General features: G+C 39.4%; 21 protein-coding genes and 1 pseudogene. 8 read left to right on the top strand and 14 right to left on the bottom strand.

The genetic code is table 11. The annotated features are described in order from the left end of the window. The first annotated feature begins 5 nt into the window (after positions 1-5). The 3 genes from J8L86_RS05020 (at position 6) to J8L86_RS05030 (ending at position 7,319) form a co-directional block, all read left to right on the top strand. Entirely contained in the window at positions 6-3,266 is a 3,261-nt protein-coding gene (locus J8L86_RS05020) for an efflux RND transporter permease subunit (protein ID WP_211029077.1), read from the top strand. Beyond that, the gene (locus J8L86_RS05025) at positions 3,266-6,382 is read left to right on the top strand and encodes an efflux RND transporter permease subunit (protein WP_211029079.1); all 3,117 of its coding nucleotides are present in this window, start codon (positions 3,266-3,268) and stop codon (positions 6,380-6,382) included. The genes J8L86_RS05020 and J8L86_RS05025 overlap by 1 nt, the downstream gene beginning before the upstream one ends. 70 nt (positions 6,383-6,452) lie before the next feature. Then, a complete protein-coding gene (locus J8L86_RS05030; RefSeq protein WP_211029081.1) occupies positions 6,453-7,319 on the top strand; it encodes an MBL fold metallo-hydrolase in 867 nt (288 codons plus the stop codon). A 78-nt stretch (positions 7,320-7,397) separates the two neighbouring features. On the opposite strand, the gene J8L86_RS05035 is transcribed toward J8L86_RS05030, so the two are convergent. The 5 genes from J8L86_RS05035 to J8L86_RS05055 form a co-directional block, all read right to left on the bottom strand. Then, positions 7,398-8,168: a phosphotransferase gene (locus J8L86_RS05035; protein WP_240433795.1), complete on the bottom strand. Its 771-nt coding sequence runs from the start codon at positions 8,166-8,168 to the stop codon at positions 7,398-7,400. Between the two features lie 188 nt (positions 8,169-8,356). Beyond that, on the bottom strand, positions 8,357-8,530 hold the full coding sequence (locus tag J8L86_RS05040; protein ID WP_080915983.1) for a Trm112 family protein: 174 nt from the start codon (positions 8,528-8,530) through the stop codon (positions 8,357-8,359). Next, on the bottom strand, positions 8,517-9,533 hold the full coding sequence (gene lpxK, locus J8L86_RS05045) for a tetraacyldisaccharide 4'-kinase (protein WP_211029083.1): 1,017 nt from the start codon (positions 9,531-9,533) through the stop codon (positions 8,517-8,519). The genes J8L86_RS05040 and lpxK overlap by 14 nt, the downstream gene beginning before the upstream one ends. Then, positions 9,534-11,333: a lipid A export permease/ATP-binding protein MsbA gene (gene msbA, locus J8L86_RS05050; RefSeq protein WP_055023398.1), complete on the bottom strand. Its 1,800-nt coding sequence runs from the start codon at positions 11,331-11,333 to the stop codon at positions 9,534-9,536. 39 nt (positions 11,334-11,372) lie between these two features. After that, positions 11,373-13,895, bottom strand: a complete 2,523-nt coding sequence (locus J8L86_RS05055; protein WP_348772643.1) for a ComEC/Rec2 family competence protein — start codon at positions 13,893-13,895, stop codon at positions 11,373-11,375. Between the two features lie 28 nt (positions 13,896-13,923). Between J8L86_RS05055 and J8L86_RS05060 the strand changes: the two genes are divergently transcribed. Next, positions 13,924-14,427: a DUF2062 domain-containing protein gene (locus J8L86_RS05060; RefSeq protein ID WP_055023400.1), complete on the top strand. Its 504-nt coding sequence runs from the start codon at positions 13,924-13,926 to the stop codon at positions 14,425-14,427. Between the two features lie 154 nt (positions 14,428-14,581). Here the strand turns inward: J8L86_RS05060 and J8L86_RS05065 are convergent, their stop codons facing one another. Genes J8L86_RS05065 through J8L86_RS05075 form a run of 3 tightly spaced genes read right to left on the bottom strand, consistent with a single transcriptional unit; the run spans position 14,582 to position 16,314 of the window. After that, a complete protein-coding gene (locus tag J8L86_RS05065) occupies positions 14,582-14,782 on the bottom strand; it encodes a DUF3624 domain-containing protein (RefSeq protein ID WP_211029087.1) in 201 nt (66 codons plus the stop codon). 21 nt (positions 14,783-14,803) lie between these two features. Next, positions 14,804-15,376: a GNAT family protein gene (locus tag J8L86_RS05070; RefSeq protein ID WP_211029089.1), complete on the bottom strand. Its 573-nt coding sequence runs from the start codon at positions 15,374-15,376 to the stop codon at positions 14,804-14,806. A gap of 35 nt (positions 15,377-15,411) precedes the next feature. After that, a complete protein-coding gene (locus J8L86_RS05075) occupies positions 15,412-16,314 on the bottom strand; it encodes a LysR family transcriptional regulator (RefSeq protein ID WP_065107813.1) in 903 nt (300 codons plus the stop codon). A gap of 135 nt (positions 16,315-16,449) precedes the next feature. Here J8L86_RS05075 and J8L86_RS05080 point away from each other — a divergent pair, with 135 nt between their 5' ends. Then, positions 16,450-17,448, top strand: a complete 999-nt coding sequence (locus J8L86_RS05080) for an NADP-dependent oxidoreductase (RefSeq protein ID WP_211029091.1) — start codon at positions 16,450-16,452, stop codon at positions 17,446-17,448. 64 nt (positions 17,449-17,512) lie between these two features. Here J8L86_RS05080 and J8L86_RS05085 read toward each other — a convergent pair whose 3' ends face one another. Then, positions 17,513-18,490 carry a LysR family transcriptional regulator gene (locus J8L86_RS05085; protein ID WP_211029093.1) on the bottom strand — a complete coding sequence of 326 codons (978 nt, stop codon included), beginning with the start codon at positions 18,488-18,490 and terminating at the stop codon, positions 17,513-17,515. Positions 18,491-18,634: 144 nt separating this feature from the next. On the opposite strand from J8L86_RS05085, the gene J8L86_RS05090 reads away from it, so the two are divergent. Beyond that, positions 18,635-19,444 (top strand): helix-turn-helix transcriptional regulator, encoded by an 810-nt coding sequence (locus J8L86_RS05090; RefSeq protein WP_065107810.1) that lies wholly within the window; start codon positions 18,635-18,637, stop codon positions 19,442-19,444. Positions 19,445-19,837: 393 nt separating this feature from the next. Here the strand turns inward: J8L86_RS05090 and J8L86_RS05095 are convergent, their stop codons facing one another. From J8L86_RS05095 to J8L86_RS05110, 4 genes and pseudogenes are all read right to left on the bottom strand, one after another. Continuing rightward, positions 19,838-20,221, bottom strand: a complete 384-nt coding sequence (locus tag J8L86_RS05095; protein ID WP_211029100.1) for a hypothetical protein — start codon at positions 20,219-20,221, stop codon at positions 19,838-19,840. A 121-nt stretch (positions 20,222-20,342) separates the two neighbouring features. Beyond that, the gene (locus J8L86_RS05100; protein ID WP_065107808.1) at positions 20,343-20,810 is read right to left on the bottom strand and encodes a nuclear transport factor 2 family protein; all 468 of its coding nucleotides are present in this window, start codon (positions 20,808-20,810) and stop codon (positions 20,343-20,345) included. A gap of 35 nt (positions 20,811-20,845) precedes the next feature. Then, positions 20,846-21,172, bottom strand: coding sequence for a hypothetical protein (locus tag J8L86_RS05105; RefSeq protein WP_211029102.1), 327 nt, complete (start codon positions 21,170-21,172; stop codon positions 20,846-20,848). A 116-nt stretch (positions 21,173-21,288) separates the two neighbouring features. Further along, a pseudogene (locus tag J8L86_RS05110) lies at positions 21,289-21,753 on the bottom strand (HD domain-containing protein); the annotation flags it as partial. Positions 21,754-22,017: 264 nt separating this feature from the next. Between J8L86_RS05110 and J8L86_RS05115 the strand changes: the two are divergent. After that, the gene (locus J8L86_RS05115; RefSeq protein ID WP_247663196.1) at positions 22,018-22,146 is read left to right on the top strand and encodes a phage integrase N-terminal SAM-like domain-containing protein; all 129 of its coding nucleotides are present in this window, start codon (positions 22,018-22,020) and stop codon (positions 22,144-22,146) included. Between the two features lie 340 nt (positions 22,147-22,486). On the opposite strand, the gene J8L86_RS05120 is transcribed toward J8L86_RS05115, so the two are convergent. Beyond that, complete coding sequence (locus tag J8L86_RS05120; protein ID WP_211029104.1) at positions 22,487-23,059, bottom strand: DUF924 family protein; 573 nt, start codon at positions 23,057-23,059, stop codon at positions 22,487-22,489. A gap of 144 nt (positions 23,060-23,203) precedes the next feature. On the opposite strand from J8L86_RS05120, the gene J8L86_RS05125 reads away from it, so the two are divergent. Further along, positions 23,204-23,635, top strand: a complete 432-nt coding sequence (locus tag J8L86_RS05125; RefSeq protein ID WP_055026280.1) for a hypothetical protein — start codon at positions 23,204-23,206, stop codon at positions 23,633-23,635. The last annotated feature ends 33 nt before the right edge of the window (positions 23,636-23,668 follow it).

Here is a 23,668-nt window from a genome sequence, read left to right on the forward strand (position 1 = left end):
TCACTATGTCATTGATTAATACTTCGGTTAAACGCCCGGTTACTGTGTGGATGTTTATGCTTGCCATTATGTTGTTTGGCATGGTGGGCTTTACTCGACTTGCGGTTAAGTTACTACCCGACCTAAGCTATCCAAGTGTAACTGTACGTACTGCCTACGATGGCGCTGCGCCAGTTGAAGTTGAACAGCTTATATCTAAACCCATTGAAGAAGCGGTTGGAGTCGTAAAAGGTTTACGAAAAATCAGTTCAATTTCTCGCTCTGGAATGTCCGATGTTGTCCTGGAATTCGAGTGGGGCACGAATATGGATATGGCAAGCCTCGAAGTACGTGAAAAAATCGATACTATTGAGTTACCTCTAGATATTAATAAGCCGCTTTTACTGCGATTTAACCCTAATTTGGATCCCATCATGCGTTTGGCGTTATCGGTTCCTGACGCAACTGAATCTGAATTAAAAACCACACGCACTTTTGCTGAAGAAGAACTAAAACGTCGCCTTGAAGCACTATCTGGTGTGGCTGCAGTTAGGTTATCTGGCGGATTAGAGCAAGAAGTTCATATTTTACTTAACCAGCAAAAATTACAGCAGTTAAACTTAAATGCTGACGATATTAAGCGCCGTATTAATCAAGAAAATATAAATTTATCAGCAGGTAAAGTGATACAAGGAGATAAAGAATACCTTGTACGCACCCTCAATCAATTTAATAGCCTAGATGAATTACGAAACGTCATCATCTACCGTGAAGGCCAAACATTAATTCGATTATCGGAAGTGGCTGATATTGTCGACAGCTATAAAGAACGCAGTGATGTCACCCGTATCGGCGATGTCGAGTCTATAGAACTGGCGATTTATAAAGAAGGTGATGCTAATACCGTTTCTGTTGCTAAAAAGGTGCAAGCAGAGCTTGCTAATATCAATCAAGAATCGGCAGATAATCAACTAAAAGTCATTTATAACCAATCAGAGTTTATCCAAAGCGCAGTGAGTGAAGTCACCACAGCAGCCCTATTTGGTAGTTTGCTTGCGATGCTAGTCATTTATTTATTTTTAAGAGACATCATAGCCACACTTATCATTTCAATTTCAATCCCATTCTCTGTTATCGCCACATTCAACATGATGTACTTTGCAGAGATTAGCTTGAACATAATGTCGCTTGGCGGGATCGCATTAGCCATAGGCTTGTTAGTTGATAATGCTATTGTGGTACTTGAAAATATTGACCGCTATAAATCAAAAGGCATGGCTAGATTAGATGCTGCTGTTACTGGCAGTAAAGAAGTGGCTGGTGCTATCTTTGCTTCAACACTGACCACCCTCGCCGTATTTGTCCCGCTTGTGTTTGTTGATGGTATTGCTGGGGCGTTATTTTCTGACCAAGCGCTCACAGTGACCTTCGCCTTACTGGCTTCATTATTTGTCGCTCTCACAGCGATTCCAATGCTTGCTTCTAGACAAGGTTTTACTCAACTACCTGTAGAGCAAACCACTACTCCGATTGAAAAACTAACGAGTAAAAAAGCAAAGTTCGCCTATTACACCAAGGCTATTTTAGGTTTTCCTTTTAAACTTATACTCAGTTATCTACCGACCTTATTGCTTAATCTTGTCATCATACTAACCCGCTTTACGTCTTGGTTTTTCAGCTTGTTCATGCGTCCGTTAAGCGCAGGTTTTAATCTATTTTATCGATTCATTGAGGCGATATATCATCGTGTATTACGTCAAGCAATGAGCCATAAAATGGTGACTGTGGTTATTGCACTCATGTTAACCGTGGGGGCTGGTAGCTTATTCCCAAGATTAGGTGTGGAGCTTATTCCTCCAATGAACCAAGGGGAGTTTTATGTCGAAATTTTACTTCCACCAGGTACTGCCGTTCAAAAAACTGATGCTGTGCTAGAGCAATTGGCATTTTCCATTAGCGATAGTGACAATGTGAAACACACTTTCAGCCAAGCAGGTAGTGGTGGATTAATGACTTCTGATACCGCTAGAGGTGGAGAAAATTGGGGACGATTACAAGTTGTACTAGCCAATCCTGACGCATTTACAATAGTGGCTAATACGTTACGTGAAACCGCCAAGCGTATTCCAGCCTTAGATGCAAAAATTGAACATCCTGAATTGTTTAGCTTTAAAACACCGCTTGAAATTGAACTCTCTGGGTATGATTTAGCCCAGTTAAAGCAAAGTGGTGACCAACTGGTTTCTGCCTTGTCACAATCAACAAGATTTAGCGATATCAATACGAGTCTACGTGATGGACAACCTGAAATCAGTATTCGCTTTGATCATGCCCGTTTAGCAGCCCTTGATATGGACGCACCTACTGTTGCCAGCAGAATTGCTCAGCGTGTAGGCGGGACTATAGCAAGCCAATACACAGTTCGTGACCGTAAAGTTGATATTTTAGTGCGAAGCGAACTAGATGAAAGAAATCACATTGAAGATGTCAATTCGCTGATTATTAACCCTAATAGTCAATACCCGATTCCATTAAGTGCTGTAGCTGATGTCTCATTGCAAGTGGGCCCATCAGCCATTAACCGTGTTAGCCAACAACGTGTCGCAATCGTATCGGCAAACCTCAGTTATGGCGATTTAAGTGAAGCAGTAAAAGAAGCCCAACAAATACTTAATCAACAGCAATTTCCGTCTTCCATTCAAGCACGCTTCGGCGGACAAAACGAAGAAATGGAGCACTCGTTTAATTCATTAAAAATTGCCTTGGTATTAGCTATCTTTTTAGTTTATTTGGTCATGGCAAGTCAGTTCGAGTCTTTACTGCATCCATTACTAATCCTAATTGCTGTGCCCATGGCTGTTGGTGGCAGTGTTATCGGTCTGTTTATAACAGGCACTCACTTAAGTGTGGTTGTCTTTATCGGCCTAATAATGCTCGCAGGTATTGTTGTTAACAATGCGATTGTTTTGGTCGATAGAATCAATCAACTTCGAAAAGAAGGTCATGATAAAGATGAAGCGATTAACACCGCAGCTAAATCGCGATTACGCCCAATTATGATGACAACGTTAACCACAACACTGGGCTTGTTACCAATGGCAATTGGTTTAGGTGATGGTAGTGAAATACGTGCACCTATGGCAATTACTGTTATTTTTGGTTTATCAATGTCGACCATGTTAACGCTGTTAGTTATTCCAGCCCTTTACGGCATATTTGATAAAAAACGTTATCAAGTAACGCAAACGGAAGTGGCGCCGACCTTAGCATCAGAGGGGCAGTTATAATGGATAACATTAAAATTAATCAAAATAAACAGAGCTTTAGCATTACTCGATTAGCCATTAAGCGCCCCGTAACCACCAGCATGTTTTTTCTGGCAATATTATTATTCGGCATGGCCTCTAGCAGGCTACTGCCATTGGAAATGTTTCCAGGTATTGATATTCCACAAATTCAGGTAAACGTGCCTTATAAAGGGTCAACGCCTGCTGAGGTTGAACGAGATATCACCAGTGTTCTAGAAGAGTCGTTAGCAACAATGAGTGGTATTGAAGAGGTACGCTCAAATTCATCTCAAGATGGAGCGAATATTCAGCTCAATATGAAATGGGGGCAAGATGTCGCCACCAAAAGTCTAGAAGCACGCGAAAAAATCGACTCGGTAAGGCATTTATTACCCAGAGATGTTGAACGAGTGCTCATTCAGCAATTCTCTACTGCTGATATGCCAGTGCTCACTATTCGTATATCAAGTGAGCGCGAGTTATCCAATGCATTCGACTTGCTCGATAAGCAACTTCGCAAACCCTTAGAGCGTATTGAAGGCGTATCAAAAGTCACTTTGTATGGCGTTGATCAAAAGCAAATTGAAATTAGGCTAGATGCCGATAAGTTAGCAGCTTCAGGTATCAACCCTGCACAGCTTCGCCAACGACTACAAATGGAAAACTTTGTCATAAGTGCTGGTACCATCCGTCACAATGACCGTGTTTTTCAAGTATCTCCAAAAGGTGAATTTTTATCTATTGAAGATATCAAAGCTGTTAAACTCAATACCACAACCAGCCTAGGTGACATAGCGTCAGTGACCTTTACGCTTCCTGAGGCGTTTGAGGGTCGACATTTAGACCAAAAATATGCTGTTGGTTTAGATGTGTTTAAAGAATCTGGGGCAAATTTAGTGCATGTGTCAGAGCGAGTATTAAAGGTCATTGAACAAACTAAACAAGACAGACAATTTCAAGGCATCAAGTTATTTGTCATGGAAGATCAGGCCTATGGTGTTAAGTCTTCACTTAAAGATTTGCTGCTATCAGGATTGATGGGCGCTTTTCTATCATTCGGCGTACTGTACTTATTTTTACGTAACTTAAAAATGACATTAGTGGTGGTGTCGTCAGTACCTATTTCAATTTGTATGACGTTAGCTGGTATGTACTTACTGGGTTATAGCTTGAATATCTTATCGATGATGGGGTTATTACTGGCAGTGGGTATGCTGATTGATAATGCGGTTGTTGTAACCGAAAGCGTACTGCAAGAAAAGCAACGTAGTGGTATTACAGGTCAGCAAGATACCTTAGCACGCTGTCAAAAAGCCAATGAAAATGCCGTGTTAACTGGTGTTGAAAAAGTGGCTTTAGCAGTACTTGCTGGCACGCTGACCACTGCCATTGTCTTTTTACCTAATATTGTGGGTGTTAAAGTTGAGCTGACCATTTTCCTTGAACATGTAGCGATTTCAATCTGTATTTCTCTTGCCGCATCACTGTTAGTGGCAAAGACATTAATCCCATTATTATTGACCAAATTACATTTCGAAATTGATACCGAGGAAAAAGAGTCTACGTTGCGTCAGTTTTATCAAACAAGCTTAACTTGGATTTTAACGCATTCGAAGGCCTCTGGGGTGTTAGCCGTGTTCCTATTAGCCTCAACAGCATTGCCATTGAGCTTGGTGCAACAGGACCAATCAGATGGTGAAGGTAATGACCGTTTATATATTAATTACCAACTTGAAGGCAGACATAACCTCAAAGTTACTGAAGCGATGATCAATCAAATGGAAGACTATCTTTATGCCAATAAAGAAACCTTTCACATCGACTCAGTATATAGCTATTACTCAGCTGATAGCATTCAAACCACCATCTTGCTATTAAAAGATATCGAAACTCCAATGTCTGAGTTAAAAGCGCAAATCCGAGAAGGATTCCCTAAATATGCCGCCGCTTCACCACAATTTGGTTGGGGAAATGAAAACTCAGGATTACGCATTACATTAACGGGGCGTTCAACGTCTGAACTTATCAAGATTAGTCAGCAAGTTGTACCATTGCTGAGTGCGATTGACGGCTTAGAAGACGTGCGCTCTGAAGTGAATGCAGCGCAACAAGAGGTTGTGGTAAAAATTGACCGTGAAATGGCTGCTAGGCTTGACTTAAACCTCAATGAAATAGCCTCTCATATTTCAATGGCACTTCGAGGCTCACCACTGCGTTCATTCAGACACGATCCTAATGGCGAGTTACGTATCGAATTAGCCTATGATAAAAGTTGGCAACACTCTTTAGAAAAGTTAAAACAACTGCCTATTATTCGCCAAGGTCAGCGAGTGTATAACATCGATAACTTAGCTGAAATCAATATTCAACCTCGTTTTGATACGATTAGACATTACAATCGCCAAACAGCCCTATCCATTGGCGCTAATGTCAATGACATCACTACAGAAGAGGCTCAAAAGCAAATTGAACAAGTCATGGAAACCATTAATTTCCCGTATGGTTATGGCTACAGTTTACGTGGTGGGTTCCAACGACAAGATGAAGACCAGTCGATTATGGCCGTCAATATGATATTAGCGCTAGCCATGATTTATATCGTCATGGCCGCTTTATTTGAATCCCTGTTATTACCAACAGCTATTATCAGCTCAATCTTGTTTTCAATCACAGGTGTTTTTTGGGCACTGTGGATTTCAGGTACGCCAATGTCAGTTATGGCAATGATTGGGATCCTTATCTTAATGGGCATCGTAGTTAATAACGGCATTGTATTGGTGGATCAAATAAACCAAATGACGCCCAAATTATCTGACTTATCAGACACCATTATTGCTATCTGTGTTACACGATTACGTCCAGTATTGATGACAGTCGCGACCACTGTGCTAGGGCTTGTTCCTTTAGCCATGGGTGATACTCAAATCGGCGGCGGTGGGCCACCATACTCACCTATGGCCATTGCCATTATTGGCGGGTTAAGTTTTTCTACCGTCACCAGTTTGTATTTAGTGCCTCTTTGCTATCAAGCGCTATATCGAATTCGTTATCAATCATCAGTTAAATTAGGTTTAGCTGACAAGAGAGCGAAAAAGCTGTTACCTTGGACTGTGTAATATGGATGCCTCATGCCTTTGTGCTAGTTAATCTAGCCAAAGGCGTGAATATTAAACCAGGACACAACAGATGAAACTAAGATTGTTCAGTAAATTACTCGCACTATCATTAATTAGCACTGCAGTTTATGCTGATGATGACCGCTTTAAAGATGTTCAAATCACCTCACAACAACTCACACCCACAACCTATATGTTTATCGGCTCTGGCGGTAATATCGGTGTATCAGCTGGTGCAGATGGCATATTAATTATCGATGATCAATTTGCACCACTCGCAGATAAAATCAGTCAATCATTAAATAAAATTCAACCAGGACAACCTAAGTACGTCATTAATACCCATTATCACGGCGATCATACTGGCGGTAATGCCCACTTTGGTGAACAAGGGATCATATTTGCTCATCACAATGTACTGAAAAGACTCAGTGCCAAGCAAGATACCCCAAAAGCAGCCCTGCCCGTTGTGACTTATTCCGAGGATGTTGCCATTCATTTTAACAATGACACGTTAACTCTGAAACATATGGGGTCAGGACATACTGATGGCGACAGTGTAGTGTTTTGGAAAAATGATAACGTTATACACATGGGGGATTTATTTTTTAAAGACCGCTTCCCTTACGTTGATTTAAATGGTGGTGGCTCTGTTATTGGTTATCGTGACAATGTTTCAAAGGTTCTGTCATTAATAGACAAACAGACACAGATAATCCCAGGTCATGGTTCGCTGGCCACTCAGGATGATTTATTAAAGTTCAAACATATGCTTGATGAAAATATTCTATGGATGGAAAAAGAGCTCACTGAAGGTAAAACACTAGCGCAAGTACAAGCAAGTGGCGTACCTGAGAAATGGAAAGATTGGAGCTGGGGTTTTATCACGGAGAAAAAGTGGATCGATACCTTATATAAAGACTTAAAACCTCGCTAATCATCTACTTATTTGAATAAAGCGATTCATTCTAAAAAAAGCCGCTTGTCAGCGTAGCAGTGACAAGCGGCTTTTTATTTAATGGTACCTAAAGTGCCATAGCACCCAATACACTGGTTTTAAATCTTTACCACCTATACCTTGAAACGGTTTTGCAAAATAGTATAACCATTGCCAAGACTGTAAAAATTGCTTGGCTTGTTGCCAAATAACCTCACCACCAGCTTGGCGATAAGCCGTTATCGCAGCCGAAATCTTTTCTTTATCATTTATGTAGCGGTATAGGCTATGCACATAAACTAATACATCTCGAATTTGTTGGTTCAACAAGGTGCCCTTTTGCTGATTGGCCTCAAAATCGATAAATTTAACTTCACCGGCATCCCAACTTATGTCGCGTAAAGCCGGTCTTCCATGTGCATGATCCATCAAATGCAAATGAGCTAAACCTTTGCTGGTATCATTCAAAATACGCTGTAATTCATCACTGGCTATATCATCACTTTCAAGCCAATCCCTAACCGTGCGCCCTGCATCTTCAACAACGAGATATCCATCGCCACTTGCATGTACCTTGGGAACTGGAGCACCATCGTTTTGTAAAAGTTTCAAAACTTGAGTTTCTTTGTATAAGGCTTCGGCTGAATCAGATTTTAAAAAGCGCATCGCTCCAGAAAGCTTTTCAACTTGTTTAAGCCAATAGCGCTTACCTTGATATTCAAAATGACTGATACGCACACCTTCATTTAAAATAAGCATTTGTGCGACTTTGTCCTGAAAAGAATGCATTTGAGTCATTTTTTGTCCGCCATACCGAATTAAGTATTCAGTATCTAAGCTATAAGACATAGACTTCAAATTTTTCGAGGTGAACTGGCTGACTTTTACGTCAGCGCATAAATAGTGCAATCACTCTATAATCAGTACCTACATACTAATAACAACAAGTGCACAATAGTTAACCAACGAATTGATATGTAGCATGGGATTTAAATCAAAAAAAAGCGCCTTAAAGGCGCTTTTTTAATAATGATTTTTTAAGACTCTAGCGGTAATGCTCGGTTTTCAAGCAAAACAGGAATGCCTTCAGTAATTGGATAAGCGAGCTTGTCAGCTTTACAAATCAATTGATCTGCTTCTTTATCAAATTCCAACTTACCTTTACATACTGGGCAAGCCACAATCTCAAGTAATTTTTTATCGAACGCCATGGAGGTTTCCTTGTTTAACTTTGACGACTTGTTCTAGTCTATTCAAAAATGCTTGATCAAAACTTTTATTAAGCTTCGCATTTACTGGCAGATACCACCAGTTTTGTTGTGCAAAATCGCGACATTTAACCGCATCTTTCTCTGTCATTATCAATGGATGCTCTTCAGAGAGTTGCGCTAATACCTGTTTATCAAATGCCTGATGGTCTTCAAACTCATGAGTTTGAACAATGTCGTACCCTAACGCGCTAAGACTATCGAAAAAACGTTGCGGATTACCAATCCCCGCCATAGCCACTGCGGGTTCAGATTGCCAAGATGAGGTATTAGAAGACGCTGCAGAGTCTACCCTTGTTAATGAACACGGTGCTAATTGCATTGCCACTTCATCATTTTGCGCTGCACCACCATTGTTGATCACCCAATCAATAGTGTTTAATCGCCAAATGCCTTCTCGTAATGGCCCTGCAGGAATTAAGCATTCATTACCGTATCGTCTTTGCCCATCTACAATCGCAAGTTCGATATCTCTGGCTAAGGCATAATGCTGTAAGCCATCATCACTAATAATCACATCAACATCAAAATCAGATAACAACTTCTGCGCTGCGTCAATACGCTTAGCGCCAACCACCATGGGAACGTTTGTCCGCGCCACAATCATGGCTGGCTCATCACCCACATCTACCGCTTTATCGGTTAAATTAACGGCTTTCACGCCATTAATTTTAACCCCGTATCCGCGGCTTATTACCCCAGGCTTATAGCCATGCTGGCGAAGTAAATCAATTAAGTAGATAACGGTAGGCGTTTTGCCACTGCCACCAGCTGTGATATTACCCACGACAATCACAGGCACAGGTAAAGTTTTAGCTTGTTTTATCCCGAGTGAAAACCCAAGGCGACGCAACCAAGTAATAAGCCCAAATAACCAGCTCAATGGCATAAGCAACCATTTTGCCGGATGACCTTGATACCAAATTTTGTTAACTAACGCCTGCATTTAATTACCAAATTGCATTTTATACAAGTTAGCGTAAACGCCTTCTTGCTCAACTAGCTCAGCATGCGCACCGCGCTCGACAACTTTACCTTGGTCGATAACAAGAATTTCATCTGCAGATTCAATCGTTGAAAGTCGATGTGCAATAACAATGGATGTGCGGTTGTGACGTAAGTTATCTAACCCATGTTGAATGGCTTTTTCAGATTCAGTATCTAAAGCCGAGGTTGCTTCATCTAAAATAAGGACAGGCGCATCACGTAACATAGCACGAGCAATGGCAATCCTTTGACGCTGTCCACCTGATAGCAAAACGCCATTCTCACCGACTTCGGTGTCTAAGCCTTCTGGTAGAGTTTCGATAAACTCCATTGCATAAGCAAGTTCAGCAGCTTTAACAATTTGCTCTCGGGTCACTTCACCTGGGTAGGCATATGCAATGTTATTCGCGATAGTATCGTTAAATAAGGTCACCTGTTGTGATACCAAGGCGACTTGATTACGTAAAGACTTCAATTTGTAATCATAAATACTGACATCATCTAAGGTAATATCACCTTCAGATACACCAGTGTAAAAACGCGTCATTAAGCTGGCAATGGTCGACTTACCTGACCCACTTCGGCCAACCAAAGCAATGGTTTTGCCTTGTTTTACTTCAAAGTCAATATTGGTTAACGCTGGCTTTTCAGTGTCTGGATAACTGAATGTCACGTTATTGAATTTCAAGTTACCTTTTACTCGTGCCACTTCATATTCACCCGTATCAGATTCAGGGGCGGTATCAAGTAGCTCAAACACGGTTGTACACGCTGCAATACCACGCTGAAACTCAGCATTCACTCGCGTTAAGTTTTTAATTGGCTGCAGCATTGCCATCATAGCGCCTAAAATAGCGGCAAAAGTACCCGCGGTCAGTTCTTCTTTTAATCCAGGAAATGTTGCGGCATACAGTACAAACGCAAGAGCAAATGAACCGATAATCATAATCACTGGCTGACTGATTGCTTGGGCGACAGCTAACTTCATATTTTGATGACGGTTAGAATCATTCACCTTGAAAAAACGATTAACTTCCGTTTTTTGACCACCAAACGCCAATACATTTTTGTGGCCTTTGATCATTTGTTCTGTCGTCGCTGTAACCCCACCCATAGCTGATTGGATTTGCTTAGAAACCTTACGAAAACGTTTACTGACAAGGCTTATAACTATCCCCATTAATGGGCCAATCACTAATATGCACAGGGATAGTTTCCAAGAATAAAAGAACATGATGGCTAACATTGCAATGACTGTAATCGAGTCACGTACTATAGAAATAAGTGCACTGCCGGATGCTCGGGCGATTTGTTCAGTATCGAATGTAACTCGAGAAATTAAATTACCACTGTTTTCTCGGTCAATATAACTGACAGGTAAGCGTAAATAATGTTCAAACACTTGCTGACGCATATCCATGATTAACTTAGCACTCATGTAGGATACACAATAGGTCGATACGAAATTCGCAATCCCCCGAAGTGTAAACATACCAATGACCACAAGTGGCGCCATTAACATAATGTCTTTGTTGGCATTAAATCCGCCGTGGGTCGGAACTTCTACGCCACCAACCACATTAGGCGTTTGACTAAAGCCTTCATCGATAAAAGGTTTAATGAACGCAATAAAAGCGGCGTCGACTAAGCCGTAAGTTAACAGACCTAAGATTGCTAACAAAAACATTCCTTTCATCGGAATGAGATAAGTAAGAAGGCGTTTAAATACGCTCGACATTTCGTTATTAGTTGTTGTCATTGATTACGTTAACACTTGAATAGCAAACAAAGGGTTATTCTACTCTGCTTTAACTTTCTCACCAAATCTAAACAGGCTGTTATACCAAAATGGCGCAATATCTGAACGATATTCACGAATAGTATAGTTTGATGGTTCAAAATCTATACTAATCTGACCCGAGTCACCGCTAACAAGTGTTTTAGCTCCTTTAAGTTTGTAACGATTTTGAATATCTTCTTTAGGAAATCCATATTGATTCGCGTAGCCTGCGGTAAAAATAACATGCTTTGGTGACACTGCATCGATAAAGTCTAGTGTAGACGATGTTCGACTCCCATGATGCGGTGCAAGTAACACATCAACGGGGGCTAATACGTCTCGCTTAAGGAATTCATACTCAGTTTCTTTTTCAATATCTCCAGCCAAAAATAGCCGCCGTTGAGTATCAATAATATAAGCAACACAGGAGCGGTTATTATCATTACTTTCAAGTGTATTAATATGCATCTCAATGGTTAAGTTAAGCCACTTTATTTGGTTATTTTCGCAAAGCAAATGTGCTGGTGCTTCAGTAGCCAGCTCAGAGCTTAAATTAATACTTTTATCGATAACGGCTTGCTCTGCTATAACAATCACCCCTGGGTAATGTTTGATTATGACATTTAACCCTCCAGCGTGGTCATTATCATTATGGCTCACAATGACGTAATCTAATTGAGTAACCCCTTTTGCTTGTAACATAGGGACAATAGCTCGCTCTGCATAAGAAAAACTCTCCCCATACGCGGCGCCTGTATCATAAAGTACGCCACGATTCCCCTGCTGCAGTAGTACCGACATGCCTTGAGCTACATCAATAACATGCGCTTGCCAATGAATCGGCTTTAGCGTTGAATCTGTAATGATTGACTTATTATCGGCGTGCTGAAATGGATCAATGTGATGTAAAGTCCAATGCTGCACTGTCAACATGACAAAGGGAATACACAATAAACTTGATACGACTCGCCATGTTTTATCCACTGACCATTTTATTAAAAATAGTCCCATTATGAAGAAAGCCACACTCAAGATGAGATTATCTGGCAACCTCACTAAAGCGAGTGGCCAGGCGTCACTAAAGCCAATTAACCACTGAAAAGGGCTAAGTGACAAATCAGCTAATTGCATTACAGTTTCGCCAAGTATGTACGACCAGTTTTGTGGTATGGGCATTATCATCAACAGTAAATTGAGCACCAAAGCGATAATGCTTAATGGAATAACCACAAAGCTAAACCAAGGCACCATAAGGAAATTAACCCAAATACTGTGAAATGAGAAAATGCCAAACAATACCGCTTGCACCAAACCTAAAGCTAATGCCAACCGCCATTGCACTGCCCAAAATACAACAATAAAAGCCTTACATTGACTGATTAAACGTCTAAACCTAGTTTGATGATCTTGAAAAAAACGCAGATAAAGGCTTTGTTGTTCCCTATTAGAATCAACACTATCTATACAATCAGTGCTATCACTTTCTTGTGAAATCGTGGTTTGTTGATGAAGCGAGGTATAGTCGATGGTTAATAAAATAATGGCCAGCGCACTAAAAGACAGCCAGAAACCAGCGCTTAAACTCGCGAAAGGATCAATTAATAAAACAGTAAATAACGCCCAAATGAGTCGCTGCCATGTTGAAGCATATTGATTGACCATGGTGAGGACCACGAGTGCAAGCAACATCACCAAGGCACGTTGTGTTGAAATGGCAAAACCAGCTAAATAGCCATAACCCAAAGCAAACACAGTTGCTATGAGCATAGATAAAAGCAAGTTTCTGCGACTAGAATGCGGCCAACATGTAAACAGCATCCCACGTGATAATAATAGAAAAAGTCCAAAAACTACCGATAAATGCAAGCCAGAAATAGCCACTAAATGCCCAGTTCCTGTTTGACGTAACTGTTGCCATTGCTGCTTGGATAATAATGATTTGTCGCCAAATAGTAACGCCTGCATAACAGCGCTATTGTCTAAACTCCTTAATACAGGTGTTAGGTTATCTATGATTGTTTGCCTAAAAGGCGCAAAATAGGCGACTAACTCCCCTTGCTTCACCGTGCCTTTTGCGACGATATGACGGCTTAATAGGTACTTTTGTTGATTAAAACCACCTTGATTAAGCGGGCTGGTAATCGGTTTAAGTCTGGCACTTAGCAGCCAAGTTTGACCGACTTTTAATTCAGGCGGTTGCTGCCAAATGAGTCTATAGTAGTGGTCATAAAAGCGACTTTGTTCAGAAAGCAGCCGAATATCGAAACTTATCCAGTCGCTGTTTACGCTAACTAGTGATACTATCTCTGCCTTAAATTGTTTTTTGACAGGGATATTTGATTCTTGTGAAGAAAATAGTGAATTAAAACAAATAGAAATTAGCAACACTCCAAAAAGTGTTCCACTGATGAACGACCACTTTTTAAAAGTTACTAACACTATTATCAAAGTGATAGACGCCATCCATATAGGAAGTAGGCTTGGCAGCAAATTGCTAAAAAGCATACTGGCGCAAAAACCATAAATGAATCGATTTATCATTGATTAATTAAAGACAGTAATCGCGTATATGCCAAAAAAATTATTACAAAAATTTATGCCGAAGCCTGAAACAATACGTAATCATAAGTATTTACGTATATTTGGCAGCTTATTAAATGATCCCAATTTATGGACGTTGAATCGAAAATCAGCGCCAGGATCATTTGCTATTGGCCTTTTTGTTGCTTGGCTGCCTTTACCTTTTCAAATGGTTATTGCTGCAGGTATGGCCATTTATTTCAAAGTTAATATTCCCCTCGCCGTTGCGCTAGTTTGGTTGACTAACCCGATTACCATGCCGTTTATGTTTTATGCTGCCTACCTATTAGGTGCAAATATCCTCGGGATGGATACGACTGACTTCGCATTTGAAGCCAGTTGGCAATGGGTTGAAAGTTCAATCGGAACAATCGGTCCACCATTTTTATTAGGTTGTGTTATTTTGGGGGCAATTTTTGCGTTAATCAGCTTCTTTGTGATTAAAAGTCTATGGAAATATTCGATACTATTTAAGTGGAAAAAAAGAAGCTAACCTAAACCGTGATATTGAATGAAAAGCCAGCATTTAAGCTGGCTTTTTACATTCTCATACCGACTTTAAGCCAGTGCGATTGAAATGAGAATACGTGAGAGTTAGCTGAACATATTTATTCAGCTGCTGATAATTTTCGATAAATCAGTACGACTTAGTGCAAACTTAACAGTCCAGAAAATGCAATGCAGAAAAACAGTAACGCAATCGATTCAACCAACGTCGGGTTATCAGCATAATTCCACCACCACAACGGCCAACAGATAAGACTCAATACAGTAAGTTGCATCATACATGCTCGGCAACGGCCTATCTTTTGCTTAAAAATGGACTCTTCACAGTCATTGCAAGACATCACCACTCTCCTTTATATACTTCAATCAGACTCATAAGAAAGGTGCTCTTTATTTAATAGTGCAAAGGCGCATTCATCCCCCCATTTTCCTTTAAAAAATATGTTTTGTATAAAATGCCCTTCTTTTCTAAAGCCGAGCCGCATCAATAGTGTCATTGACGCACTATTTTCGGCATCAGTTGTTGCGGTAATTCTATGTTTTTTCAGTACAGAAAATAAATAATCAATCACTGATTTCATCGCTTCAGTTGCGTAACCTTTTTTTTGTGCCGTTCTTGCTAAGGTAAAACCGACTTCAACCTGCTGCTCATCAACAAAATGTAGTGCGATATCACCAATTAACTGTTGCGAGTCTTTTTCAATCAAGGCCAATTGAAACCAAAGGCCTGCAACACCGAACATTTGGTAATCCATATTAGAATAAAACCGCAGGGCATCTTCTTCAGTGTAATCATTCCAGCTTTGGTATTGAGCGATGATGGGATCCGCTCGATAAGCTGCAAAATTAGCTAAATCATCAGATTGAAAAGCCCGTATTGTTAATCGTTGTGTATTCAATTGCGGTACTTGAACGGGCTTATTGGTTGTCTTCATTCCTAATACCTTACCTTTTGTGATTGATTAATAGGTTAAGCATGTTTAATTCTCGCCACTAAAAAATCCACTGCGGCTTTGACTTTTGGCACATGGTAGCGGTGTTTTTGATAAATCAAATATACGCCAAAATCATCACTTTGAGTGGCAGACAATGGTGGCTCAAAGTGTAACTCAGTTAATTCATTACTGGCTAAAAACGGCGATAAAACCCAGCGTGGCATCATCAAAATACCTTGGTGTTGTTTTGCCTTTGCAATTAGCCACTCCCCCACATTGCTAATCGCTGCTGCTGGTGCTGATACGTCTTGCCACTGACCATTTATTTTACTCAGCCAAGGTACACGACCATTTGGTGAGCGATAATATAAACCTTTATGATCTTGCAGCTCTGATGGATGTGTTGGCGTTCCCATTGTGTCGAGGTATTGCTGAGTTGCAGCAGGGATAAATTGATTGTCCATTAATCTAATCGCCATAACGCGATCATTTGGGGCATAACCACCTCTAATAGCAATGTCCACATCATCACGACCAACCGAGGACAATTCATCACTAAGCTCTATATCTAAAATGACTTTTGGGTATAAGCGAGAAAACTCATCTAAAAGCGGAATAAGTACTTCTCTACCGATACCAACCATGGCGCTTATTCTCAGCTTTCCCATTGGCTCTGTTTGATACGTTCTTACCGCTTCATTGCTTTGTTCAAGCTGTAGCAATAGTTGTGATACTTGTTGATAGTATTCAGCACCAATCTCAGTCAATGATACGGCTCTAGTTGACCGTTTCAATAACGTCGCACCTAAGCTTGTCTCAAGATCTGCCACTCGCCTTGATAATGAAGAAGCAGGTACCGAAAAGCTTTTGGCTGCGTGAGTAAAACTGCCAGTTTCTACCACTTTGATAAAATATTTAAGCGCTCTTAATTGATCCATACCCCACCCATTATTGTCATAAAAGCAATAAAGAAAGACAACTAGCCCACTATATCTTATCAATAATCAAAGTAATAATACTGTTTATCTTATTCACACCGATACCTAATTATCGATCTCATTGAAGGAAGCAAAATGAGTACATTTACTGCAATTAACTTAGTCAAACGACCACAAGGCGGACCAATTACTCAAGATATTTTTGAAATCGTATCCTTACCAATGCCAAAGGTTAACCCGGGTGAAATTCTCGTAAAGCAAAACTATATGTCACTGGATCCCGCTATGTTTGGCTGGATGCAACCTGATACGGACAGCTACATACCACCAGTAAATCTAGGTGAAGTCATGCGCAGTAGTGGCATAGGAGAAGTCGTTGAAAGTCATCACCCTGATTTTGAGGTCGGCGATCGAGTCATGGGAATGATGGGCTGGCAAGAGTATTTCTGCAGTAATGGCAAAGGCCTAAATAAAGTGGATGCCCCTTTACCTGATGAAACCATTCTATCTGTGTTTGCTCTGCCAGGGTTAACCGCCACGCAAGGGTTATTTAATGTAGGTAAACCTAAAAAAGGTGAAACAATAATAGTAACAGGCGCTGCGGGCTCTGTCGGTTCTATTGTTGGCCAACTTGCTAAAGCTGATGGACTTCACGTCATTGGTGTTGTTGGTAGTGATGAAAAAGCCAATTGGATTGTTGATGAGCTGGGATTTGATTCAGCCATAAACTACAAAACAGCTGATTTAGCTGCAGAATTAGACAAGTTAGCTCCCCAAGGTATCGACTTATTTTTTGAAAATACTGCAGGTCCAATTCAAAGCCTGATAGTCGACAGAATGAACCCTCATGGCCGCGTCATGGTTTGTGGTCTGATTGCTGATTACAGTAAACAGACACCTGCGCTAGGACCAAGCTGGATGAATATTCTAAAAAGACGTATAACAGTGCAAGGTTTTACCATGCCAGATCATTTTGGCGAAATCCCTAGCTTATTAGAAAAGCTCACTCCTTATGTACTGCAAGGGAAAGTGAAGCATCGCTCACATGTACTCAATGGGCTAGAATCATCAATTGAAGGATTAAATTTATTTTTTAAAGGCGAAAACCAAGGCAAGTTAATGGTTAAGCTTTAATATCATCAGCCCCAATCATCCAGCCCAAATAGAGCCTATGTTTATTAAACAAGGGCTCTATAAACTAGGTGATAGTAGAGTCAGAGTGTAAATTACGATTGGCAATAAGTTCAACTGATGAAAGTAATCCTGCAATTAATGATTTCACTAGATCTTTTGAGCCCGAATATATTTGATGTTGCTGATTTGCCTGCAAATAATACAATGCATAACTTAAACGTGATGGTAATAAATTAGCGACTTTATCGGGAACCTCGTAAAAATAGTGTCCGGGATAGTAAAGTGCAGAAAGTTTATCCGCAATAACAATAGAATTATCTGACTGTAAAAACTGCGCCAATATCGAGTGAGACTCTGATCTAAACTTAAACTTGAATCCCTCAGTGAGATCGTTATTTTCCAGTGCTGGTTGCATACGATTGATATCTGAAAAAATTATCCCTGCAAAGTCGTGCTTTTCAAAACCACTCAACTCCATCCCCTCTTCAATCCACGCATTAGGAGTCCGACTGATAAAAATAGGCTGGCTTTCAATCAATGGTATTTGTCTAATTTCTTTTGGCGCATTAATTGGAAATAAATTAAGCCCAATGTGAACATCGCCATTAATGACTTGATCAAGGGTATGATCTCCCCAATGAGTAAAATTGATTTTTGCTTTGGGTAATACCTCAATCACTATTTCAACAAGATTTTTAGCAATAACATCAATCAGAGGACTACCAATGGCAAAATTAATCTCACCATCGAAATCTCCATGACTTAAAAAATCCTGAGGGTAAAAACGTTTATCTAATTGTATCAATTCATTCGCCAAACCCTCGCCAATTGTCGTCGCTCTGACGGTTGGCACTAAATGATTTTGGCCTTTGATGAATAAAGGGTCATCAGTAGCAAGACGTAATTTAGATAAAACCTGGCTCACTGCTGATTGAGTTATTCCGAGTTTTGCTGCAGCCAAAGTTGTACTACGAGTGATATATAACTCGTTAAAAATTCTTAAATAATTTAAGTTAATTTGTTCTGGATATTTTCTATACATGCAGTTTTTTGAAAGTGTAAAACTTAATCCATATTAGCATACCTAATAGCCATTATAAGTAGCCCTCATCACAAATGTTAACTAGCATTTACACCGCCTAGTGTATTACGCACATCAGCTCACATATGTATCAAGGGAGAGAGAGTGTCCGCTCAAAGTAAAGAAGAAATTTTCAGCAAAGAAGACTTTGCCGTCGCCTTAAGGAATTATAGAAAGTCATACCGCTTATCTCAGCAATCACTTGCCGATGATTTAGCGACTAACCATAGCTTATTTAAAAACATCAATCAGTCAATGGTCAGTCTATGGGAAAAAGGCACTATCTTACCTTCGCTAAATCGCAGAGTCGGTTTAGCCAACTTCTTCAACCAATGTTATCAATATGACGAACATGAATTGAAAGTGGTTATCAAGGCACGTAAGCACAAAACTGCTATCAATGAAAAACCGAATATTTATAATTATAATATCAATCAAATCAAAGAGTTTTGGTTTGATGAAATGACTGAAGATGAGAAAGCATTAATCTATAACGCACATGCGTCTCAAAGTGGATATGACTTTAATGAAACCATCGAACACATTGACTGTAAAAGACTAAAAGTAGTCTGCTTTTACTACAATAATTCAATCATCGGGCATTTGGCCTTTTGCGCAGCACAAAATGGTTTAATTAAGTTAGCCAGTGTGGTCGCTATCGATAAAAACATTAAAATGAATATCTTTAAATTCATCCAGACATTGTCATCTGACTTAATGTTAGTTATTCCAAGTTTTATTAAATATTACAGCCATATGCTCAATGATATTTACCTTGAAGAAATTAAAAATGACTCACCTATTACACTACACGCAGGTAAGAGTGAGGTTGTTTTCAATAACCCGTTTGTTAAGCACGTTTTAGACGGTAATGATGATTTAGCCTTGCTTCGTTTCGAACAGCACAATGACTAATCAACCTGTTTATCTCTGATCGATTTATTGCTAATCGATTTATAGTTAGTCGATTTATAGTCAGTCGATTTATAAGAGTTACGCAAAAAAGTATAGCGCCTTGGATAAACGATGTATCACAAGTCGCTGTCTTTTCTGTGTAAGCTTTACCGGCATGAACACTACCCAGATTCATCCAACAGCAGACTTAATCACTGAATTTAACATTGAAAATACATCAATAACCACTATTACAACTTGGCTTAATTAGGCGTCTACCATCTTATCAGCACTCACATTAACTAAGTCAGCCCAACTTTCTAGAACATTTATAGCCTGGTGACAATGATAACTGCTGCACTACTTCAGATAGATGCTCAGATAGATGTTCAGATATATGACTAACGTGTTGAACTATCTAATGCTGTTAAAGCGAATAACATCTTTATGTAAGCCATAAGCCATATTTACACCTGATGTATGATTTATGAAAAACTGAATCCAACCGTTATTAATTCCAGCTTCCCAGTCATTAATTTCACCGTAACGATTTAAATAGCGATTGACCTTTGAATTAATGCCTTCTTCAGTTTCTCTACCTGCCGAATCGTTATACCAAGTTGAAGTTACGATACCGTTTCTCTCATAGAAACCACATTCCCAATTATCAAAGACGATTTTATAAAATTCACCTTCTTTATCGGTACACTTTTCTATTTCAGAAGAAAATGACTCAAGTATTTTTAAACCTTCATCTAAACTAATCCCTAATGGAATATGTGGTGACTCTAATTGCATGATACTCCTTACGCATAACGCCACGCCACGCCAAGCGTGCAAAAAAATTGTTTGAGGAAATAAGCAAGGAACATACAAGGCTAACTGTATTTGGCCGTTCTTGAGCGCCTTTAATGTGAATTTATTCGTGATATTTACGAATGACAGCCACTTTTCCATCCTCAATTTCTAGTACTTCCATCATTGTTTGAGAGTACTCAATAGGCTGATTACTTTGAGGGTGAATACCTTTAGCATAGTCTTTATATCTAATGGCAATGGCTGATTGATTGAAAGCAAATACGTCTAATAATTCAGCTTTGTACTCAGTATGAGCACCTAAATAGAATGTCATCCCTTTACGCATATCACTTTTACCAGACGGTAAGCGAGAATCATCAGTAACCCAAGGCAAATGCGAGTGACCAACATCGTCGGTTAATAATGCTAAATATTCTTCTAATTCTTTTTTTGTAGCTGTCGGACTTTGCGTGGCGACCATTTTATCAAAGTACAACTTCGCAAACGCATCGAGATCTATTTTTGAGTCATTAGCTAATAACGAACCGGAAAACAAAATAGTCAATGAAAGTATCAATAGTTTGTTCATAAGAACTCCTTTTCTAAGATTTACATAGCGTCTTGTTACGTTTTTACGCCAGTATTTGTTTGTTCCATGAATATATCTAATAAATTCCCTACAATTAGATGATCAGTATTCTCATCAATAGTACACTGAGTATCTATTAAATGAAGTGTTGTAGCTATCGAGCTTTGTGAAGATAAGTACATAAGTTTTTTAAAAATATTTCTCATGTTTTCATCTGAGTCTTGCCAAGCTTTGGACAAATCATGCATTGTACAGTCATTAAAATCTGTAGGCTTAGTCGTTGATAAAAGTTCTACAAAATGGGCTATTGATTTATCAAGTGACTCTTCTTTTATTTCATTTACAAACGTCAAATTATCCACTAATAATCTCCAAAAACCATTAAGCCACATTAAATGTGCAGCAGAGTAACGTGCGCTACACTTGAGCGAAACGAAACTAGCGCAACGGAATCACTCATAAGTACCTTATTATACACTTATTTCAATACGCCAGTTTCAACGGCTTCGTTCAATCTAGACTCGACTTCTTGCCAAAGTCTGTTACTACCCTTCGAAAAACGCTCACCATTGAAAGTAAGAACCTTTTCTTTAGATATAATGTGCTTCTTCCAACTATGACCTTCACCGTAAATGTTGTGAAGTAAAGGCGGTACTCTGTCAATTGCCTTTGCAAAGCTGGCCTCTGGGCTATCGCCTTTTTCAAATTCGTCCCAAAGTCTACCAAATTCTTTTGGCAATAGTTTTAATAACTTGTGTATTCCCGCCCTTTCCAGTTGTTTACCTTCTTCTGTTTCACTCGCGTAAATAACTCTATCACCAACTTCAATTTCACCTAAGTCATGGATGAGTAGCATCTTCATGACACGAACAATATCAACTTGCACATTTGCAAAGTCTTTGAGTTTTAGAGCACTCAAACATACGTGCCAACTATGTTCTGCTGAGTTTTCGTATCGTTCTAATCCTACGGGTTTGGTTTGTCTCTCGACAGATTTGAGTTTTCAACTTCAATTATTAAGTCGATGATTTCCTTGATTTCTTCCACATTACCTCCATTTTATGTGATATCTCTGATTGGCACATATTGCAGCATTAAGTGGACAAAAATAGTGGGTTAAAATGTGTAGCAGAGCGAAGCGTAAATCACTGTTTTTATCTAATTTAAATACCTTGTATACATACAGCCATGTGCCAGTAGGATATTTTTGTCTTCATCATCTTTCATTGAATCTGTTAGAAAAGAATTACGTACTCGACGCTACAGTATAAAAACTGAGAAGGTTTATTTATTTTGGATTAAGACATTTATTATATTTAATGATAAGAACCATTAACAATGGGTGGCAATTCATTCAATAACTTACCACATCAAGAAGAAGCAATTCTCGAAAACGCGATGTTTGAGTGGGTTGCAATTCCTTCTGCACTATTAGGTTAATATCGTGTAGTGCACCATTAGGTTAATGTCGTGGCTACACTCGCGAGAAACCATGTCTAGTTAATAACTTGCTCATTTAATATCATCGGGGAATAATAGTTTCGACACTAACGATACACCGTTACAGCCGCCGCTAATTACACACAAGCAGATTCATGTGTAAAGCAAAGATAATAACCCTTGATTAATGATCATAGTTTTCCTTTACCCAATTTGTCTCCACATGGAAGCCCGCTTTAAAAACCGCTACCCGGTTGCTGTAAAAACCTCAGTTCTTCTTCTGTAGATTCACGGCCTAACAGCATGTTTCTATGAGAGTATCGTCCAAACCTTTCGATAATCGCTAGGTGTTTTAGTTCAAATTGATAATTAGACTCCAAGCCATCTTGTTTAAATAGCGTTAATGCTTGCTGGTGAATCGATAGTGATTCGCTGTGCATGAAAGGCATATACAGAAAACTTCGCTCTGTCTGCTTGAGCCGTTTATCGTCACCACAATGAATAGCTTCTTGCGCCAATACTAAAGCCAGTGAGTCAAAAGCAAACGCTTTTGCTGAATCTCGATAAAGGTTTCTTGAGAATTGATCTAATACAATGATTTCTGCTAAACGACCTAACGCAGTATTACGCCAATGGAATAACTCTCCGGCGTTAGCTTGACGGTGAAAATGATTAAATTGTTGCTTAATCGTCGCATCAAATTCCTTGTCTTTTGTAAACCATAAACCCGAGTCAATATCAGTAAACCAAAACTGAATAATGTTGGCAGCATCGCCATTCAATTCATGACTTATTATGCAATTACTCATCAACTAATCCTTTATTGTTTTATTCGTCATTTATCTTCATTTTCATGACTAATTTCAGTAACTCAACAAATATATGCTAGATTTAATTTAGACACTTAGTCATCTTTTACTAAGTCATTTGATAGTAGGAATTATGGACCTAATATGGCTAATACTCCCGACACGTCTTCCAGCAAGTCTATCAGACAAGATCCTCTTATCGAAAAAGTGCTTAAGCGCAGTCCTTCAAATATTGCAGAAACCTTTACTGATGAACAGCTCAATGCAATAAAAATGGCCTTAGGCCCTAATACTTGGGGAGGCCATTTTTTAGATAGTCGAGGAACCTTTAAATTTCCCTTTATCAAATGGCGATTTTATTACGTTTTTTTACTGGGTAAAAACAAGCGTGCTTACACCCGTCGAGAAAAGAATATGTCGATGTTGATGATGTTTGCCACCATCGGAGGGTTTATTTTGATGAGTACCTTATTCGGCTTATTACTTTTATATCTATTGAAGTCTTGGTTAGGTATAGACCTATTTCCTGACACCTCTTTAGGTATTTGGGATGCTGTTAAAAGTCGATTTGAATAGCGAGGCTACAAAATAAACGCGCCTCAGCGCGTT

This window comes from Shewanella sp. MMG014, from assembly GCF_018100775.1.
Classification (GTDB): Bacteria; Pseudomonadota; Gammaproteobacteria; order Enterobacterales; family Shewanellaceae; genus Shewanella; species Shewanella japonica.